Consider the following 18,704-nt stretch of genomic DNA (forward strand, 5'->3'; position numbering starts at 1 on the left):
GCCAATCCGAGGAGAAGTGGACCGTTCCGGAGATCCCGCTGTCCTGGCCGACCTGATCGGGCGCCGGCTGACCGGAGGTTCCGGCGGCCTGTACCGGCGCCTGGCCGACGCGCTCGCCGCGCTGATGGGCTCGACCGAGCTGCCGGTCGGCGCCAAGCTCCCGGCCGAGCGACGGCTCGCGGAGGCGCTCGCGGTCAGCCGCAGCACGGTCGTCGCGGCGTACGACGAACTGCGCGCCCGCGGACTGGTCGAGAGCCGCCGCGGCAGTGGTACGACGGTCGCCCGGGCCGCGAGCCGGGGACGCTCGACCGCCGACAAGCGCATGCCGCTCGGGTACGGCGAGTCGCTGTTCCACCGGATCACGGTCGGGCCGGGCGACGTGATCTCGATGACGTACGCGGTCGACCCCGGCATCCCGGACCTCGCCGCCGAGGTGGAGGACCTGGCTCGCACGGACCTGCCCGAGCTGCTCCGCGACGTCGGCTACCACCCGCGCGGCATCGAGCCGCTGCGAGCGAGGATCGCCGAGCACTTCGAGCAGGCCGGGCTGCCGACCAGTCCGGACGAGATCGTCGTCACCAGCGGCGCGCACCAGGCGATCGCGCTGGTTACGCAGATGTACTTGCGCACCGGCGCGGCGGTCGTGATCGAGAAACCGAGTTGGCCCGGCTGCTTCGACCTGTTCGGCGCCGCGGGCGGACGGGTGGTCGGCGTACCTCTGGACGACGCCGGCATCCGGCCCGACCTGCTCACCGCCGCTCTGAAGGAGCACCAGCCGGCGATGTTGTTCGTGATGCCCACGTTCCACAACCCGACCGGCCGATTGATGTCACCGGCACGGCGTCGCCAGGTCGCCGAAATCGCCGCGTCGTACGGCGTGGTGGTGGTCGAGGACAACGCATATTCCGCCGGTGATCCGGCCGGACCGGAAATTCCGCCGCCACTGGCCGCGTTCGCGCCCGGTACGGCGGAAATTCTGTCGATCGGCTCGGTCTCGAAAGCGGTCTGGGGCGGATTGCGGATCGGCTGGATCCGCGCGCCGCGGCCGTTGGCCGACCGGCTCGCGCGGCACAAGGCGCTCGCCGATCTGGGCAGTCCGGTGATCGACCAGGCGCTCACCGCACGGCTGCTGCCGCGCCTGGCCGACGTCACCGCCGAACGCGCCCGGCTGGCCACCGGACGCCGCGCGCACATCGGCGAACTGCTCCGCGACCGGCTGCCCGAGTGGGAGTGGGAGGAACCGGCCGGCGGTTCGGCGTTGTGGGTGCGGCTGCCGGACACTGACGCGCGAGTGTTCGCGCAGATCGCCTTGCGGCACGGGGTCGAGATCGTTGCCGGACACGCCATGGATCCGACCGGTGATCACGACAACTACCTGCGGCTGCCGTTCGCCTACGCACCGGACGTGCTGGCCGACGCGGTCGACCGGCTCGCCCGGGCCTGGCGGGAGTTTCGCCGGCACGGGCCGGAGCCCGGCGTACCGATGGTGTGAGATGTCCGACACCGCCCGGACATGACGGATGGCGGCCACCCTGTCCGGGGGACCGCCATCGGTAGAAGTTCGTGGGGGTCTGCGCCGTCGTTGGCGCCTACGAGGCCTGGGGTTACCGCTCCTCTTCCGCGGCGACCGGGGTGGCGTCGAGCCGGCCCGTCTCGTCGTGGATGGTGATAGCGATGTTGCGCAGTTTCTCCGCGTGCTCCCGGCTGTGGTGGGCGCAGAACAGAAGCTCCCCACCGCTGGTCAGGGTGACACGAACGTAGGCCTGCGCGCCGCAGCGGTCACAACGGTCCGCAGCCGACAGGGTCGAACTCGGGGCGAGTGCTGTAGTCACTTGAGGCCTCATCTCATCTAGTTCCGTACTCACCAGATAGCAACATCCTGACATGCGGATCGCTTCCCGGTAGGTGCAGCGTGTCCGAATGTGAGACGAACCACCTGTTCCCTTATGACGCATATTGACGGGGAATCGTTTCGGATTCGGGCGATCTGTTGTTTCCGGCGGGTGTCGGGCGTGTCCTCTTTCACTGTGCGCCACTGGATGCTCACTGTGTGCTGACATCCGGAGTGTCGGAATTTCCCAGCGATCGAGTCCGGATCGATATCTGCCGAAACATCTATCTGGCTGTTCGTCAGTGCTGATGCTGTTCAGTTGTGGTGTGCCGAATCGGTACCCCGCCATCCTGCCCGACAACCCAAATCGGCCACGGCCACCTCCTGCCGGGGTTTGGGGGTGGCGCCTCGTAGGCTGTCACTCGTACGGCGGCCGAGTCGTCGTACGGATGTCTGTTTGTGAACCAGTGAAGGAGCCCAGTGGCCGCGCCGACGCCTCGCAGTACCGAGCTCGATCCGACGTACAACGCCCGCAACCTGCTCGTGCTCGAGGGACTGGAGGCGGTCCGCAAGCGGCCGGGCATGTACATCGGCTCGACCGACAGCCGCGGCCTGATGCACTGCCTGTGGGAGATCATCGACAACGCCGTCGACGAAGCCCTGGCCGGCCACGGCGACCGGATCGACGTCGTGCTGCACAAGGACGGCTCGGTCGAGGTCCGGGACAAGGCCCGCGGCATCCCGGTCGACATCGAGCCGAAGACCAAGCTGAGCGGCGTCGAGGTGGTCTTCACCAAGCTGCACGCCGGCGGCAAGTTCGGCGGCGGGTCCTACAACGCCTCCGGTGGCCTGCACGGTGTCGGCGCCTCGGTGGTGAACGCGCTGTCCGCGCGCCTGGACGTCGAGGTGGACCGCGGGGGCACGGTCTGGACCACGTCGTTCCGGCGCGGGGTGGCCGGCGAGTTCGACGGTGACGGCGCGGACGCGCCCTTCACCCCGGCCGTCGGGCTGCGCAAGGCGGGCCGGGCCAAGAAGGGCGTCACCGGTACCCGGATCCGGTACTGGGCCGACCGGCAGGTCTTCACCCGGGACGCGGCCTTCAACTACGACGAGCTGGTCACCCGCGCGCGGCAGACCTCGTTCCTGGTGCCCGGCCTGGAGTTGGTGATCCGCGACGAGCGCGGCGACGAGCCGAGCGAGGAGTCGTTCAAGCACGACGGCGGGATCAGCGAGTTCTGCGAGTTCCTGGCCACCGACCAGCCGGTCACCGACGTCGTCCGGCTGACCGGAACCGGCCACTTCACCGAGACCGTGCCGATGCTCGACGACGCCGGGCACATGACGCCGACCGACGTCGAGCGCGACCTGGACGTCGACATCGCGGTCCGCTGGGGCGACGGGTACGAGACCGAGGTCCGCTCGTTCGTGAACATCGTGGCCACGCCGAAGGGCGGCACCCACGTGGCCGGCTTCGAGCGCGCGCTGTCGAAGGTGTTCACCGGCGTCCTGACCGGCACCCGGCTGCTGAAGAGCGGCGAGGAGATCATCAAGGACGACGTGCTCGAGGGTCTGACCTCGGTGGTCACCGTCCGGCTGGCCGAGCCGCAGTTCGACGGCCAGACCAAGGAGGTGCTCGGGACGCCGGCCGCGTCGCGCATCGTCGCGAAGGTGGTCCAGACCGAGCTGGAGAAGTTCCTCACCGCGACGAAGGGCACGGCCAAGGCCCAGGCGCGCGCCGTCCTGGAGAAGGTCGTCGCCGCCTCGCGGACCCGGGTCGCGGCCCGGCAGCACCGCGAGCTGCAGCGGCGCAAGACCGCGCTGGAGTCGTCGGCGCTGCCGGCGAAGCTGGCCGACTGCCGCAGCAACGACGTGGACCGCTCCGAGCTGTTCATCGTCGAGGGTGACTCCGCGCTCGGTACGGCGAAACTGGCCCGCAGCTCGGAGTTCCAGGCGCTGCTGCCGATCCGGGGCAAGATCCTGAACGTGCAGAAGGCGTCGGTCGGCGACATGCTGAAGAACGCCGAGTGCGCCTCGATCATCCAGGTGGTCGGGGCCGGCTCCGGGCGGACCTTCGACCTCGAGCAGGCGCGTTACGGCAAGATCATCTTCATGGCCGACGCCGACTCCGACGGCGCGCACATCCGCTGTCTGCTGGCGACGCTGTTCTTCCGCTACATGCGCCCGCTGGTCGACGCCGGCCGGGTCTACACCGCCGTCCCGCCGCTGCACCGCTTCGAGCTGACGAACCCGAAGAAGGGGCAGGACAAGTACCTCTACACCTACAGCGACGCCGAGTACCAGCGGAAGTCGGCCGAGCTGATGAAAAAGGGCGTCCGCTGGAAGGAGCCCCCGCAGCGTTACAAGGGTCTGGGTGAGATGGACGCCGACCAGCTGGCCGAAACCACGATGGACCCGCGGCACCGCACGCTGCGCCGGATCACCGTGGACGACGGCGAGGCCGCCGCGAACGTGTTCGACCTGCTGATGGGCAACGACGTGGCCCCGCGCAAGGAGTTCATCGTCCAGGGCGCCTACGAGCTGGACGAGAACCGCATCGACGTGTGAGACACGCACACATCGCCCCCGCGTCCGACGAGGACGCGGGGGCGATGCTGGTCCAAGCGCGGAGTGTTGGTTGGTGCTTGATCGGTCGGCGGGCAATGGGCTCGGGGTCAGTGCGTGGATCGCAGGTTGGAGCAACAGGGTTTACGACGCGGACGGCCTGAGGTCTCGCGGATATCCGGCAGACCAAGGTATCGGGTTGGGAACACTTTCCCGCGAAGGGACCGCAGTCTGATCCCTTAAGGTCCACCTAGTGCTGCAGCACTCTGCAGTGATGTAAGGGGAGAGACGAAGTGTCTGACGATCACACAGGTACCGACGATCCCCTGAGCGCCCGGCAGCTCGACATCATCGGGGTCATCTACCGGCTGCTGACCGCAACCTCATCGTGGCCGACCTGGAGTCAAGTCGACCAGGAGGTGGACTTTTCCTTCGACATCGCCAATCCGTGGGCCATCGTCAGCGAGATCGATCGGCGCTACCTCTGGGCAATTAGCGAGACCGAACCACAGGACACAACGACCGTCGGACTCAGCATCCGCGGTCTTGCGGCGTGGCCTGCCGCCGCAGAAGATCTTGGCATCTTCCTTGATGCAGTCGCCTGGGTTGCTCAACAGACACGATCCAGAGCCGGAGACATCAGTTTCACGCCTCAAGACTTGAGCCAGAACCTTCAACTTCCAGCTGCCGGCCGTGACCAACTGCTGGCGCGCCACTCCGCGTTCTGGCAGGCCAACGGCTCCCTCACTAACAGCATCGGCGGGGTCGGTACCTCCGACTGGCAGATCAGTGCGTCTCGTCGTCAGGTGCGCGTGCTGCGCGATCTCTCGAGAACCGAAATAGAACGTGTGCTCAACGACCGACACGACGACCGCGTCGCGATCGGTGGGCCCAGCGCTCCGGGAAAACTCCTGAGTACGGAGCCGGATGTGACTCTCGCCCTGCCAATGCATGCAGCATCAGCCGCCAGGCCCGGCTCGCCGGAGGTCGATGCAGTCGGACCGACACAACCGTTCGAGGAGATCCTCGCGGAGAGCGGTACGACTTATCGTGTGTTCCCACAAGAAGAGCTCGGCCACGGGGGCCAAGGGAGGGTCTACCTTGGGCACGATCCGGACGGTCAGGAAGTCGCCATCAAACGGATCTCGTTGAGAGGCTTCGACACCACGAGGTGGTACCGCGACGCGCGGACGAGTGAACGGGAACGTGTCGTCGCCGAATACTTGCGTGCCGCAGGTGCCGAGGGCGTGTTGATGCTGCTCGACCAGGCCCTGGGAACCGACGAACTGGTGTATGTCTACCCCCGGGCGCAACAATCGCTGGACCAGTACCTGTCGACGAACATTCACCGCTCACCGGCGGCCACGGTGCGCTGTGCACTCGAGCTTGCGAACGGTCTGCTGGAGCTTCACGTGCGAGGCGTACTCCATCGCGACATCAAACCGCCGAATGCCTTGCACCACGATGGGCGATGGAAGTGGACGGACCTCGGTACCGCGCGTCTCATGTCCGAGCTCACAAGTACTTACACCCTTCAGGGAGTCATTACAGCCGCCTACGCAGCGCCGGAGGTGACCCGCGGGGAAGATGCGAGTGAGAGATCCGACGTGTATTCCTTCGGCTGTGTCATGTACGCCCTCGCCACCGGGCAGCCGCCGTTCACAGGTGTTGATGTCGTCGGTCAGCATCGCTCCAAACAAGCTGATCTTGGTCCGCTGAAGGCATTTGGTGAGAGCTATGCCGACGTGGTCCGCCACTCACTGTCGAAAGACCCGCGTGGGCGTCCTGATGCACTTTGGGTCGCCGAACGCCTCAGCAACATGGAGCGTCGCGCTCGCGGTGTGTCGAGTCTCAATGACTCAGTCAGGGATGAGGCTGACAGCGCGGAGCCTGCAGCCAGGGGCGCCCAGGGCGAACTACGGCAACGCCTCATCGAGATGCGCGAGCGCAGTGAGGAACGCAGTGCGGTGTTGGTCGAGAAGGAGCAGGCCGTGGCGACTCGTCATGCCGCGGCTGATGCGGCTAGGAGAGTCTTCGAGCGCTTCTTCGATGAAGTGCGTGCCGTCTTCGACGACGCTGTCCCGCACGTTCAAGCCCTCTTTGAGCAGGACACGTGGATCTTGTCGACAGCAGGGCGACGACTTCGGTTCAGCGTCGCGGAACCTGCCGACCTGCGCTGTTCGGCGCTACTGATTGGCTCGGTGTGGGTTGAGACTAGAGACGAGGGCGTCAAGAGTTTGGTTGCCAATATTGTTGCGATTGAAGACTCAGGCGGCCAGATCACCTGGAAATTGTTGAGGCTTCTGCGTAATGATCAGGCGGCACCTGACGACCGCAAGTCGGCGCGTGTGGGCGAAGCGTTGAGCGATGGCCGCGGCGGAGCCGCGGGCGAAGTGGTCGAGAAGTACTACCGACAGGCCGCAGAAGGACGCGTCGGCGGCCGGATCGTCACTGTAGACGCCGAGTCCGTTTTGAGTCCGTACGAGGTGACCGCTCTCTTCTTGGCCGAGGTCGAGGCTATCGAGGCGGCTGAGTAGTCCAAAGGCATTCCTCGACGCCGACATCGGAACACGCGGCCGCGCCGACTCCCTTCAAAGTCACAACAACTGGGCCAGGGCAGGGACACGTCCATGGCGGCAGATTCGGTGCTTGGCGGTACCCACGGCATTGCGATGCGTGTCGTCGAACCGCATGCCGATAGTGTCGCTCGTCCGAGGCATCACCACCTCGGCCGACACCGCGGTGAAGCTTGCATCACGCATCCAGGAGGCAGAAGCGATGAGTTGGTGGAACGCCATCCTGCCGGTTCTGACTCTCGTTCTCGGCTACGTCGGAACCCTGGTCACAGAAGCTGCCCAGGGCAATCGTGCCCGTCGCATCGCCAAGGAGGAACGCCAAGACGCGCTGAGCATCACTCGCAACCTCGAGCGTCGTACCTTCGAGTTGCAGACATTGATCGAACTCAAGGCTGCACTTGCAGACCTCGCGCGTGCCGCAGGGAGAGCACACCATTTCGACTTCATGAAGGCCCGGGAGACTGGAGCAGCAACGATGCCGACCACGCTTCTGCCATCAGAGATTGACGCTGCGCTGTTCGAGACCAACAGCCGCGTTCAGTCTCTCGTGGGTTTGGTGATGGACAACGCAGCGCGAGACAAGGTCGACGAGTTCACATCTGCGGTGGCCCGTCTCGGATCGAGAGAGCGTCCGGTCTCTGTCGCTGAGAGCGAACTCCTCGCCGCGGTGGTGCTCGTCGACGAGGCGCAGCGGCTACTTGCCGAACGGATCCGTGCCATCTACGAAGAGCCGGCAACCAGCTCGTAACCGTCGGCATCGGTTCGGAGGAGCCGGTCGAGTCGATCTGAGGGCGCCGAGTACGGCGATCCGGTAATGCGTCGAGGTCGAGGCCTGACGGATACCGATCAGCCGGCTCGACGAACTCGATTGGACAGCTTTCTGTGTGTCCGGGCCCGTAGTTGTACGCACTCAGTGCAGGCAAGCGACCGCGACGTTGCTGGAGGGATCCGTTATCAGCAAGCGTCACTGGTGTTCTGCCCAGCAGACATCGGCATCACACGCGCCCACTCCATTACTCGTGTGCGCCTGGCGCACGTGGGATTGATTAACGCTCCGCCAGCACCGGCGGTTCGCTGCGCATAGGTCCCGGTGCGATTTCCAGCGCATCACCCCCAGGATCGCGCCGGTTCTCTGTAGGCATTTGTGCCAGATCTGCATCCTCAGTGAGGTGGGGTGCGAGGATCGGGGCATGGAGCAACCGAACTTGCGGACCGCGCGGCTGGAGTTGGTGCCGTTGGGCGACGAGCACCTGGAGTGGGAGGTTCTGCTCGACTCCGATGCCGAGGTGATGCGGTACCTGGGGGGCCGGGCGCGGCCGCGCGAACAGGTCGAGGCCGCGCACCGGCTGCGGCTCGAGGACGCGCGCAAGAATCCGGGGCTCGGGTTCTGGGTCGGGTTCGACGACGACGGGTTCGTCGGGTGGTGGCTGCTGCGGCCGCCGTACGGGCCGGATCAGCCGAAGGTGCCCGGCGAGGCCGAGCTCGGGTATCGGCTGCTGCGCGATCGCTGGGGGCGTGGCTACGCGACCGAGGGGTCGCGGGAACTGCTGCGGTACGGCTTCGACGAGGTCGGGCTGGACCGGATCTTCGCGCAGACGTTGACGGTGAACATCGGATCGCGGGCGACGATGGCATCGCTCGGGATGTCGTTCGCCCGGGCGTTCCCTTCGTCCCACGACGAGCCGGGCGCCGAGTACGGCGAGGTGGAGTACGAGCTTCGCAAGCCGGTGTGGACGGAGCGGTTGTCCCTCGCCCGGCCGCCGAAGCTGCCACGGCTGGTGGCTTTCGATCTCGACAACACGTTGATCGATCGCAACGGCGCGTTCCGGGCGTGGGCCGAGTGGTGGGTCGAGAAGGAGGGCCTGGGCGCGGACGCGCTGGCGTGGTTGCTGGCCGAGGACCACGGTGGGTTCAGGCCGCGCGAGGAGCTGTTCGCCGGTGTGAAGGCGTTCGGGGTCGACCGATCCGTTGAGGAGCTGGTCGCCGAGTACGACCGCGAGCACCCGCCGTTCACCTCGGTCGAGCCCGAGGTGCTCGACGGGATCGCCAGGCTCCGCGAAGCCGGCTGGCGGGTCGCGGTCGTCACCAACGGCGGCGTCGTCCAGCAGCAGCTGAAACTCGACCACACCGGCGTCGGCGCCGCCGTCGACTACGCGTGCATCTCGGAGAGCGCCGGCGTTCGCAAGCCCGACCGTCAGATCCTCGCGATCGCCGCCGAGCAGACCGGCGCCCGCCTCGAAGGCGGCTGGATGGTCGGCGACCACCCGGCCTACGACATCCTCGGCGGCATCAACGCCGGCCTGCGCACGATCCAGGTGGGCAGCGACCACGACGGGCCGACGGCCGATCACCAGGTGGAGTCGGTGCTGGAAGCGTTCGAGCTGATCCTCGCCGACTGACGCGGGTGCCCGTGGGTGCACCCGCGTCAGGGCGAGGTCAGACCGTGAACGCCTGCAGTTCGGCGATCCGGACCTGCTGGGCGACGGCCGGGTTACCGGTGGTGCAGTCGCTGGTCGAGCGCGGGTCGTCGTGCTGGCTCCCCGCGTACGCCGGCCCGCCGGTGCACTGGTTGGTCAGCACCCGCAGGCGCAGGTGAGTCGCGACGGTCGGCCGGATCCGGAACGACCGCAGCTTCAGGTCCGGCGCGGTCGGCCGCGGCGCGTTGGCCGGGAACGCGTCGGACGGGCTGGTGTAGACCGATCGGTAGTCGGCGTCGTCGGCGCAGTCCGACCCGGTGCCGGTGTTGCAGGACAGCACCTCGAAGCGGCGCAGCGCGGTGAACCGGTTCTGCGCGATCGGGTCGGGGTCCGTCGCGACCTGGGGCCGGAGCAGGGCGCTGACCTGGATCCGGCTGACCAGCGTGGCCCGGTCGCCGGCCAGATCGACGGTGACGGCCTTGCCCTGGACGGGTGATCCCACCGACGCCCAGTTGGTCGCCTCGGTGTCGTCGATCAGCCGGTCCAGGTTGACGCCGTCGCCGGTCGCTGTCGCTCCCGACGAACCGGAAGCCAGGTTGCGTTGCAGCACCAGCGGCAGTGTGCGCTGCTGACCGGATCCCAGTCGCAGGCTGAACGACTTGCTCCCGAAGCCTTCGCCGGCCGCGATGAAGCTGTAGCTGCCGGGGGCGATCTCAGCGGTGTCCGGCAGCGGTGTGGCCGGGTCGGTGTCGGCGATCGGCATCGACCGTCCTTCGTACTCGCCGACGTACAGCTTGATCGGGCGCCCGGAGGCCTGGCCGGCGGCGGCGATCCGGACGGTCGCGTTCCGCCCGTACGGCGAGGCGAAGCTCGGCACCGGATTCTCGTCGTTCGGCCCGGCGCTGCTCGCGTCGCGGCCGAGGCCGTGCTGGGCGAACGCCGTCCACAGCAGCGGCGCGTTGACCCCACCGAACCTGATCTGGTCGGCCGCCAGCATCGCGTTGCGCAGATCGACCATGCTGACCGCGGGGTCGGCGGACAGCAGGAGCGCGTCGAACTCCAGCTGCACCCAGCGCCGGTTGCCCGGGCAGCTTTCCACCGGGACCTTGCCGTCCGCGCAGGCGCGCTGCTGGGCCGGCGTACCGATTCCGTAGCGGTCGATCAGGGCCTGGCGGACGTCGAAGCTGGTCGCACTCCAGATCTCACCGTCCGCGTGGACCTGCTCGCCGACCAGGTCGTAGGCGACGTTGCTGTAATTGAGCGGGCTCTTGCTCATGTCGTAGTTGCGGATGCCGGTGACCAGATCCCCGGTGGCGTAGCCGCCGACGACGTACGGCGTGTTGCCGCGCGGCCGGAACCCGTAGCCGTACAGGTACTCCATCGCGAACAGGTCGGAGTGCGACTCGTTCATCGCCCCGGCCTGGTCGCCGGACCAGCCGCGGTCGGGACCACCGATCAGCCGGCCGCTGATCGCGTGCGCGTACTCGTGCCCGATCACCGACATGTCGTAGTCGCCGTCGACGCAGGGCGCGTAGAACGCCCCGGCCACCGGCTGCCACAGGAACATGTTGGTGATCGCCGGGACTCCGTCCGGCGGCGTGATCTGGTTGGCGTTGTTGCGGGACGCGAACTCCGGCGGCGCGCCACCGGCCCGGCCGCCGGCCTGGGCGTTGCCGAGTTCGGGATCGTTGCCGAGGCCCCCGGCGGTGCCGTTGGCCGTCTGCAGGTTCCAGGTCCGCTCGGTGAACCCGAGGTGGTAGGACCAGTCGTGCATCCGGTTGTGGCCGGCGAACAGGTTGGCGATCGCCGCGTCGATGTCGTTCTGCCGCGCGGTGGCGAAGACGTCCGGGTCACAGCGGTTCTCGTACCACTGATTGGTCCACGGGTAGGTGTAGTCGCGGGTCGGGCTGGGGGTCGACGTCCGGGTCCCGACGGAGTTGTTGGTGAGCAGGTCCCACTTCTCGGTCGTGCGCGCCTGGTTGCCGGACGACGTCTGGCTGGGCGCGCCCGTCGCCGGATCGACGTCCCAGGCGATACCGGAGCCGGCCGCACTGACGGCACGCTCGCAGCCCGGTCGCTGGATCAGGCACCAGGTGACGCGGGTGTCGTTGGTGGAGTAGTCAGCGGGCGGATTGGCCGGGAACACGTCCCACTCGGGATTGTCGGAGTGCTGGTCGGCCAGGTCCTCCCGCAGCAGCACCTCACCGGACCGGGCATCCACATACGTGGTGAACGCGGTGGGGTGCGCCTTCTCCTTGCCGATCAGCACGACCTGGTACGCCGTCCGCGCACCACCCGACGGCATCGGCAAGGCGGCCAGCCGGACCCGCGAGATGGCCAGCTGGTCGACGGAGACGTCCGCGTTCGCTGCCGCGGCGGCCAGCGCGTCGGCCTCGCTGAGGGTGGCTGGTGCGGGTTGGGTGGATGCTTCCGGACTGAGGGTGGACGACACGTACACCACCTGGCCGGCGCTGATTCCGAGCGAGACAAGTCCTTCGTTGGCGGCCGGCAGCGATCCGAAGCGCTGGCGGAGCATAACGATCGAGCCCTTGCCCATCGGCTGCTTCAGCTGCACGTCCATCGCCCGGACCGCGTCGGCCGACACCCGGAACAACTCGGCGTTGCGGGTGAGGTAGTCGCGAGCGACCTGCACGGGGTCGGCCGAGGCGGCCGCTTTGGGTTGCGCGGCCGGAGCGGGCACCAGCGTCGCGGGAGTGCCGAACCGGTTCCACCGGACGCCGGTCGCGGTCCGTGCGGCCTGCTGGCGCTGACTGGTCGTCGGCGCGGAGCTCCCGGTGCGGTAGTCGGCGTCCCGGGTGGTCCCTCCGGTCGGGTCAGCCACGGAGGCGCCGGCGGACTGGGACATGGGCCGGGCGAGTGATCCCGGGTCCGGCTGATCGGCGCCGGCGGCCGTACCGGTGCCGGACATCGCCGCGATCAGGCCGGCGAAGGCGAGGAGGGCCCCTGGCCCTCGGAGTGTTGGTCGTGGCATGGTCGCGTTCCTCTCCGCAGGGCGCCGGGCGGCGCGCCGGTGGGGCGAAGGCCATCGTCGCGGGGATATGCCCCGCTGTCACCAGCAGAGCACTGAGAGTTTCGTTCTGTTCCCGCGCGATTCCCTCGCAGCAGCCGCCCGCGCCTCAGGCGGTCAGCCCAGCGCCCTGCGGAGCATCTTGTGGGCGCCTTCGACGATGGCGTCGCGGTTGGCCTCGTACGTCGGGTCGGTGATCTCGGTCTTGTTCGCGACGTCGAATTGCAGGACCGGGACGTGCAGGTGGCCGGCCGGCATCAGGGGATCCAGCAGGTCGCGTTGCAGGGTGTTGCGGTAGGCGACCTCGTTGGAGAGGTAACCGCCGCCGGCGCCTTCGGAGGCGATCGAGCCTTCGGTGGGGCCGAGGGGCCGGCGGACCGGGAGGGTTTCGCCGGCGGGGATCTCGAGCACCGACGTGTTCACGCGGGTGCGGAACGGTGTGACGTCGGCCTGCGACATCCGGGCGGTTGGCAGGCTGGTGGTCAGCCACTCCGGTCCCGGCGGCATGCTCGGAGAGACGACCGGCGCGTTGATCGTGCCGCCGCCCCACAGGTTGTTGTTGTCACCGATCGAGCTGACCGAGCGGCGGCGGCCGTTGAACACCTCGAGGTCGAAGATCCCGACCCGGCCCTGGCTCGCGGTCATCACCAGGTCGGCGTGCTGCGGGCCCGGCCGGTAATGCGGGGCGAGCGCGTTCTCGACCATGTTCTCGTCGAAGTCGGTGTACCGGACCGGGAAGACCACCGTCTGGATCTCGTACGTCGTACCGCCGACCCGCCAGCGCTGCCCGTCCAGGGAGAGCGCGTTCGCGCCGGAGGGGTTGCCGATCCGGATGTCCGCGTCCAGCGTGAACGGGTCGAACCCGGTGACCAGGATCTTGCGGACGCCTGGCGAGAACCGGGTGCTGGTGATGCCGCGCGAGGAGTACTCCAGGCTTCGGATCAGCTCGGCGCGGTCCGCCGTACTGAGGCTGAACGACGGCTGCCACTGGCGCAGTGCCAGGGCCATCGAGATGCGGGCCCAGTACAGACCGCGGTCGTCGGTGGCGGGCAACGCCGGCGCGGTCTGCGGGTGCTGGGCGCGATGGGTCGCCGTACGCCAGAGCGCTTCGGCCTGGGCGCGGACGACGAGCCGGGCGACCAGTTTGTTCGGCGCCGCGCAGAGCAGGTGGCTGAACAGGCTGACCTGCTTGTCGAAGCCGGACCGGGCCAGGATCTGCGCGGGAACCGACGGACCGCCGGCGATGCCGTTGTCGAGGCGTTGTTCCTCGACGGTGCCGGTGACGGCGGGGTCGAAGCAGGAGCCGTGCCGGTCGAGCGGTTGGCCAGGGCGGTCGACGGCGACGGCGGCCGGCGCGGGGGTGGCGGTGAGGACGGTGCTCAGCGCCAGGGCGCCGACGAGCAGCGAGCGGGAAAGAGAGCTTGGGCGGAGTCTCATAAGGAGTTCCTATCAGGTTCCGGCCGGTCCGGCCGGAGTTCCTGGGCTGTCGCGGTATTGCAGACAGTATGCAATGCGCTACTTTCGGAAGGCGGCGTCGCCCCACCCGCAGCCCCGTGAGGAGAAACTCCTGTGAGCATTCCGCCCCCGCCCGGCCCGCCGGCCTCCGCTGGAGGCCCGCGTCCCACTCGCCGCCGGCTCCTGACCACCGCGGTCGGCGCAACCCTCAGCGCCGGCTTGGGCGCCGCGGTCCTGACCTCGTGCCAGGACTCCGGCGCCGACCCGACGGCGGCCGGTCCCACCTCGGCCGGCCCGACGACGGACGGCTCGACCTCGGCCGGACCGACCAGCGGTCAATCGAGGCAGCCGGACGCGGCTCCACCGGCCGAACCGCCCGTCGTCACCGGCGACCAAGCACTACGGCGCCTGCTGGAGGGCAACGAACGGTTCGTTGCCAACCGCACCGAACCGATCGACGAGGGCCTGGACCGCAGGGTTGCTGTCAGCAAGAGTCAGCAACCGTTCGCGACCGTGATCGGCTGCGTCGACTCACGCGTCCCGATCGAGCTGGTCTTCGACCGCGGGCTCGGGGATCTGGTGGTCGTGCGCAGCGCGGGCGAGGCGCTGGACCACTCGGTGACCGGAAGCCTGGAGTTCGGGGTCGCCGAGCTGCACACACCGTTGCTGATGGTGCTCGGGCACCAGCGCTGCGGCGCGATCGACGCGACGATCAAGGCGATCGACACCCATCGCACCGGCGCGCACGAAGGCAAGATCGGCTACCTGGTGGACACGCTGTCCCCGGCTGTCCGGCAGGTGGCCGGCCGGCCGGGGGACAGGTTGGAGAACGCCGTCCAGGCCAACGTCCAGCACGTCCTCGCGCAACTGCGGAAGTCCCCGGTGCTCGGTCCGCTGGAGAAGTCCGGCAAGGTGAAGCTGGTCGGCGCCTACTACGAGCTCGACACCGGCAAGGTGGTCGTTCTTTAGACGATCTGGGTCAGGCGGCCGGTGTCGACGTCGTACATGAAACCGCCGACGAGCACGTCGTCGCTGATCAGCGGGTGCTCGCGGACGCCGGCGACGTCGCGGCGCAGGGCTTCGAGCTGGTCGGGAATGACGTTCAGCGGCAGGTACGCCGCCGACTGGCCGGCCGCCTTCTCGACCTTGGCGCGCATCTCGTCCTCGGTCATCGAGGCCATCGCGCAGCGGGTGTGCGGGATCACCATGATCCGCCGGACGCCGAGCAGGTGGACACCGAGCACCAGCCCGGTCATCGTCAGTTCGGTGACCCGGCCGCCCGCGCTGCGCAGCACCTTCGCGTCACCGGGCTTCAGCCCGAGCATCTCCAGCGGAGGGATCCGCGAGTCCATGCAGGTCACCACGCCGACCCCGGCGTGGGCGATGCCGTCGAAGCCGCTGTAGGCGAAGTGGTCGGCGTACTCGGCGTTGGCCGCGAGCAGGTCCTCGAAGCCGGTGATCGGTGGGGAGACGTCGGCACTCATCGGGTACCACCCGGAACTACGGTGCCGGCACGCAGGATCGACATGTCGTAAGGCTCCTTTCCACAGGACTCCGGGCGGGGAGGATCAGCGGGTTCGCTCGCCACCGGGACCAGCCAGGTCCGGCCGTCGCGGTGCGCGACGGTGACGGTGTCGAGGTCTTCCGCGACGACACCGAGCACGTCCAGCGCCACCTCGCCAGTGAGGTGCCGCACCGCGATCTCGGCGACTTGGCCGCGCTTGGTCCAGGCGGACCGTCCACGCAGCGACTCCAGCACGGTTTCGCCGCGGTCCGCGGCATCCAGTACGGCGGTCGCCGACGACACTGTCAGGCGACCGTGCATCATCCCCGCGGGCAGCAGCGTAGCGGTCGGGGAGAATCGGTGACCGCTCAGGTGGTTCGATTCCCAGACCCGCCCGGGGAAGCGGGTAGCCAGACCGGCCACGATCGGCCGGCCGAGCAGCGCGCAGCACTCGTCACGCTTGCCGTTGGTGCAGACGAGCAGGACGGACTGCGTGACGGGTGAGAGCTCGGGCAGCGAAGCCCGCGCCGCGTCGAGATCGCCGCGGTTGACCGCGTCCAGATCGAGCGCGTCGAGCTTGGCCGGGTCGTCGACGCAGCCACCGAGCAGCCAGGTCCGGCCCGGGGCGGTGCTGGCGACGTACACCTGATGAGCGCGTGGTACGGCGTCCGCATGCTTGCCGGGGCTGCGGATCAATCCGAACCGCAGGTCCGCCTTCTTGCACGCGCCGTCGATCCGGCGGCCGAACTCGGGATCCAGGTGACTCTGGGTGGGCGCCTTGGCACCCCACGGGCCGGGCTGCTCGACCACAACCCACCCGGCGGCCATCACAGCCGTGCCGGGCATCGGTTCGTCCAGTTCCCGGCAGATCGTCGAGCAGAGCTCCGGCCGACCGAGTAAGGGTGCACTCACATTGCTCAACGGTACGCGAGCCGGGACCGGTTCCCCATGACGGTCGTCACCCGTGGACAGCGCGTCGCCCTCCCAGCAGCAGCACCGCCAGGACGGCGGCCGCGAACGCGCAGACCGCCGCCCCGGCGAAGATCGTGTGCAGTTGTGAAATCGCCGCTTCGCGCAGCGCGTCGACAAACGGACGGCAGGTGCCGGGATTGGCCGGGCACAGCTCGTTCGGCGAGGGGACGTCCGCGGCCAGCGCGTAGTACCGGCGCAGGCCGATCGCGGTCAGGGCCGAGACGCCGACCAGCATCCCCACCATCCGGGCGACGACGACCAGTGCGCTGACGAGTCCGTGGCTGTCCTGCGGGGTGGCCCCGAGCATCGCCGTGTTGACCGGCGACAGCGCGAGGCCGAACCCGAATCCGCAGCCGAGCAGCACGAGCGTCGCGGGCGCGGTGTCGAGCGCGTCGCGGCCCCAGAATGCCATCAGTGCGAACATCGCGCCGGCCAGCGCCAGCCCCGCGGCGGTGATCAGGCCGAGGCCGTAGCGGCGGGTCAGCCAGCCGCCGACGACAGCGCCGATCGGCAGCGCGATCAGGAACCGGAGCAGGACGAGCGCGGCGGCGAGCTGGCCGCCGCCTTGCGTGGTACGGGCGAAGACCGGGATGTCGACGAGTGCGGCGATCAGTGCGGCGCCGACGAGGAAGCTCACCACGAGGGATCCCCAGGCAGCCTTGTCGCGGAGCAGGCCGACGGGGACGATCGCGCGCGGCGTACGGCGCTGCCAGAGTGCGAAGGCGATCGCGAAGACGGCGGCTCCGATGAGGAGCCACGGGCCGGCGGGGGAGAGGACCTCACGCTCGGGGTCGGCAGTGGCGAAGGCCAGTACGACGCCGGCCAGGGCCAGGGCGAGCAGGAGTGCGCCGGTCAGGTCGATCTGGGCCAGCGCGCGGAGATTCGTCTTCCTGAGGAGGAGTACAACCCAGGCGATCAGCAGGAGGGCGGTGACCAGGCCGATCGGGGTGAGCAGCCTGGACTCGCCGGTGAAGGGCACGAACGGCAGGCCGAGCGTCACACCGGTCGCCAGTCGTTCTGGCGCGGTCAACGTGAGCCCGAGCACGATGCAGGCAAGCAACCCGACGGCCGCTGACAGCGGTGGTCGTTGCCGGCCCCGCAGCAGGACTGCGAGAACGACCGCGACGATCAGGTTGAGCCAGAAGATCCAGCGCCAGTCCGCGACAGCCAGTACGGCGGCGCCGAGCAGCGGGCCGAGAACCGAACCGAGCTCCTGAACGGCGCCGACCACGCCGAGCGGAAGTCCGCGTCGGTCAGGTGGCCAGAGATCGGCGACGAGCGCGAGCGTCGCCGGGACGAGTCCGCCACCGCCGATGCCTTGCAGGAAACGGCCGGTGACGACGAGTGAGAGGTCGTACGCCGCGGCGGTGATCAGCGAGCCGACGGCGAACAGCAGGAGCGCGCCGACCAGGACCGGCGTACGGCCGACGACGTCGGTGAGCCGCCCGATCAGGGGCAGGACCGCGATGTAGCCGAGCAGGAAGCCGGACACGATCGGCGCGGCCCGTTGCAGCTGGTCCGCGGACAGCCCGACGCCCGCCATCATGTCCGGCAGTGCCAGCACGACCACGTAGGTGTCGGCCGCGGCGAACGCGACCGCGATCGAGGCGAGACTCAGCCGAGCCCGCGCGCTGCCCACCGCGGTGGCGTCCGTCACGGCTTGGTGATCTCGACCTGCTCGCCGTACCGGTCCAGGGTCAGGTCGTAGCTACTGGTCGCGCCGTCGTAGAACGGGCCGGTGATCGTTGCCGACACCAACTGCTTGGTGTCCTTGTCGATCTTGAACGTGCTCGGGAAGTCCTGGTTGGCCGGTGCCTTGGGGAAGATGCCCTGCAGCGTCTTGCCCTGGACCGCGCCGGTGACCTCGGTCAGCACCTTCGAGCCGTCCCGCGTCTCGCCCTTGATCGCCGGGTCCTTCAGCGTCGGCAGCACCGAGGTGACGCCCTTGTCGGGGTCGAGCAGAATCGCCGGGTCGGGCGCGCCGAGACCGGCCAGCTGCTCCGGCGGCAGCTCGATGAACTTCGGCGTGAACGGCAGCTTGGCGTAGACCTTGCCGCCGACCGCGACCACCTCGGCGTCGATCGGCGACCCGGCCGCGCGCACGGTCAGCTTGCCCTTGAACGCCGGCGCGTGGGTCGCGACGCCGTCCCCGTTGGCCAGCGTCTGGGCGGTGTCCGGCAGGTCACGGCCGGCCAGGACGACGTGCACGCTGGTCGCTTCGTCGATCGTCTTCTTGACCTCGGTCAGCAGGGCGACCGGGTCGTCGCCCCTCTTGCCGTCTCCGTCGCTGTCCTTGTTGTCCGTGCAGCCGGTCAGGGCGAGCACCAGCACCGCGCCGACCGCGACCAGTCTGTTCATG

13 protein-coding genes are annotated in these 18,704 nt (G+C 68.7%); 6 read left to right on the forward strand and 7 right to left on the reverse strand.

All coding sequences use genetic code 11. The features are described from left to right. The first annotated feature begins 16 nt into the window (after positions 1–16). Positions 17–1,492, forward strand: coding sequence for a PLP-dependent aminotransferase family protein (locus ACQPXM_RS20195; RefSeq protein ID WP_432950843.1), 1,476 nt, complete (start codon positions 17–19; stop codon positions 1,490–1,492). Positions 1,493–1,604: 112 nt separating this feature from the next. Here the strand turns inward: ACQPXM_RS20195 and ACQPXM_RS20200 are convergent, their stop codons facing one another. After that, complete coding sequence (locus ACQPXM_RS20200; protein ID WP_237771393.1) at positions 1,605–1,844, reverse strand: DUF7455 domain-containing protein; 240 nt, start codon at positions 1,842–1,844, stop codon at positions 1,605–1,607. A 467-nt stretch (positions 1,845–2,311) separates the two neighbouring features. Here ACQPXM_RS20200 and ACQPXM_RS20205 point away from each other — a divergent pair, with 467 nt between their 5' ends. The 4 genes from ACQPXM_RS20205 to ACQPXM_RS20220 all read left to right on the forward strand — a co-directional run bounded on the left by ACQPXM_RS20205 (position 2,312) and on the right by ACQPXM_RS20220 (position 9,368). Next, a complete protein-coding gene (locus ACQPXM_RS20205) occupies positions 2,312–4,396 on the forward strand; it encodes a DNA gyrase/topoisomerase IV subunit B (RefSeq protein WP_432950845.1) in 2,085 nt (694 codons plus the stop codon). 290 nt (positions 4,397–4,686) lie between these two features. Then, positions 4,687–6,930: a protein kinase domain-containing protein gene (locus tag ACQPXM_RS20210; RefSeq protein WP_432950847.1), complete on the forward strand. Its 2,244-nt coding sequence runs from the start codon at positions 4,687–4,689 to the stop codon at positions 6,928–6,930. 112 nt (positions 6,931–7,042) lie between these two features. Further along, on the forward strand, positions 7,043–7,717 hold the full coding sequence (locus ACQPXM_RS20215; RefSeq protein WP_432950849.1) for a hypothetical protein: 675 nt from the start codon (positions 7,043–7,045) through the stop codon (positions 7,715–7,717). 442 nt (positions 7,718–8,159) lie between these two features. Beyond that, positions 8,160–9,368: a GNAT family N-acetyltransferase gene (locus tag ACQPXM_RS20220; protein WP_432950850.1), complete on the forward strand. Its 1,209-nt coding sequence runs from the start codon at positions 8,160–8,162 to the stop codon at positions 9,366–9,368. Between the two features lie 37 nt (positions 9,369–9,405). Here ACQPXM_RS20220 and ACQPXM_RS20225 read toward each other — a convergent pair whose 3' ends face one another. Together ACQPXM_RS20225 and ACQPXM_RS20230 are read right to left on the reverse strand one after the other, a co-directional pair. After that, the gene (locus tag ACQPXM_RS20225; protein ID WP_432950852.1) at positions 9,406–12,378 is read right to left on the reverse strand and encodes a M36 family metallopeptidase; all 2,973 of its coding nucleotides are present in this window, start codon (positions 12,376–12,378) and stop codon (positions 9,406–9,408) included. A gap of 153 nt (positions 12,379–12,531) precedes the next feature. After that, complete coding sequence (locus tag ACQPXM_RS20230; RefSeq protein ID WP_432950854.1) at positions 12,532–13,851, reverse strand: hypothetical protein; 1,320 nt, start codon at positions 13,849–13,851, stop codon at positions 12,532–12,534. A 132-nt stretch (positions 13,852–13,983) separates the two neighbouring features. On the opposite strand from ACQPXM_RS20230, the gene ACQPXM_RS20235 reads away from it, so the two are divergent. Beyond that, positions 13,984–14,838 carry a carbonic anhydrase gene (locus ACQPXM_RS20235; protein WP_432950856.1) on the forward strand — a complete coding sequence of 285 codons (855 nt, stop codon included), beginning with the start codon at positions 13,984–13,986 and terminating at the stop codon, positions 14,836–14,838. On the opposite strand, the gene ACQPXM_RS20240 is transcribed toward ACQPXM_RS20235, so the two are convergent. The 4 genes from ACQPXM_RS20240 to ACQPXM_RS20255 are packed head-to-tail and all read right to left on the reverse strand — an operon-like array spanning position 14,835 to position 18,703. Further along, the gene (locus tag ACQPXM_RS20240; RefSeq protein WP_432950857.1) at positions 14,835–15,353 is read right to left on the reverse strand and encodes a beta-class carbonic anhydrase; all 519 of its coding nucleotides are present in this window, start codon (positions 15,351–15,353) and stop codon (positions 14,835–14,837) included. The two genes, ACQPXM_RS20235 and ACQPXM_RS20240, sit on opposite strands and share 4 nt — an antisense overlap. Further along, a complete protein-coding gene (locus ACQPXM_RS20245) occupies positions 15,350–16,285 on the reverse strand; it encodes a sucrase ferredoxin (RefSeq protein WP_432950859.1) in 936 nt (311 codons plus the stop codon). Before ACQPXM_RS20245 ends, ACQPXM_RS20240 begins: the two co-directional genes overlap by 4 nt. A gap of 46 nt (positions 16,286–16,331) precedes the next feature. After that, positions 16,332–18,002 carry an MFS transporter gene (locus ACQPXM_RS20250; RefSeq protein WP_432950861.1) on the reverse strand — a complete coding sequence of 557 codons (1,671 nt, stop codon included), beginning with the start codon at positions 18,000–18,002 and terminating at the stop codon, positions 16,332–16,334. Further along, positions 17,999–18,703: an LppX_LprAFG lipoprotein gene (locus ACQPXM_RS20255; protein WP_432950863.1), complete on the reverse strand. Its 705-nt coding sequence runs from the start codon at positions 18,701–18,703 to the stop codon at positions 17,999–18,001. Before ACQPXM_RS20255 ends, ACQPXM_RS20250 begins: the two co-directional genes overlap by 4 nt. Position 18,704: the final 1 nt, after the last annotated feature.

Source organism: Kribbella sp. CA-253562, assembly GCF_050942265.1.
GTDB lineage: Bacteria > Actinomycetota > Actinomycetes > Propionibacteriales > Kribbellaceae > Kribbella.